The sequence below is a fragment of the Streptococcus hepaticus genome (assembly GCF_043656315.1).
Classification (GTDB): Bacteria; Bacillota; Bacilli; order Lactobacillales; family Streptococcaceae; genus Streptococcus; species Streptococcus hepaticus.
Genome location: NZ_JBINIY010000055.1, coordinates 1 through 397, shown reverse-complemented (window position 1 = coordinate 397; position 397 = coordinate 1). Strand labels below are relative to the sequence as shown.

Below are 397 nucleotides of genomic sequence, written 5' to 3'. Positions count from 1 at the left end.
GCACAAGACTGCTGACTTGGTCAAAGAAGCCATTCAAAGCATTCCCTACGCTCTGACCAAGGTAAAACTCTTCCATTCTGATCGTTGTAAGGAGTTTGATAATGCCTTGATTGATGAGATGTTAGAAGCCTTTGGCATCACACGTTCGCTTAGTCATGCTGGTTGTCCTTATGACAATGCGGTCGCTGAGAACACTTACAAAGCCTTTAAACTGGAATTTATCAACCAAGAAACATTTCATTCACTGGAAGAACTGACCATCAAAACAAAAGAGTATGTCCATTGGTGGAACTATCATCGCATCCACAGCACTCTTAATTACCAAACACCCATGACTAAAAGAGCAATCGTTTAACAAAAACACTTTATAAATTTTGTACAGAAAAGTGTTGCCTTT

At 39.5% G+C, this 397-nt stretch carries 1 protein-coding gene; it reads left to right on the top strand.

The window, feature by feature from the left end:
• Positions 1 to 355 (top strand): integrase core domain-containing protein (locus ACHUFA_RS11075; protein WP_394406121.1); only part of this gene is annotated, 355 nt, incomplete at its 5' end.
• Positions 356 to 397: the final 42 nt, after the last annotated feature.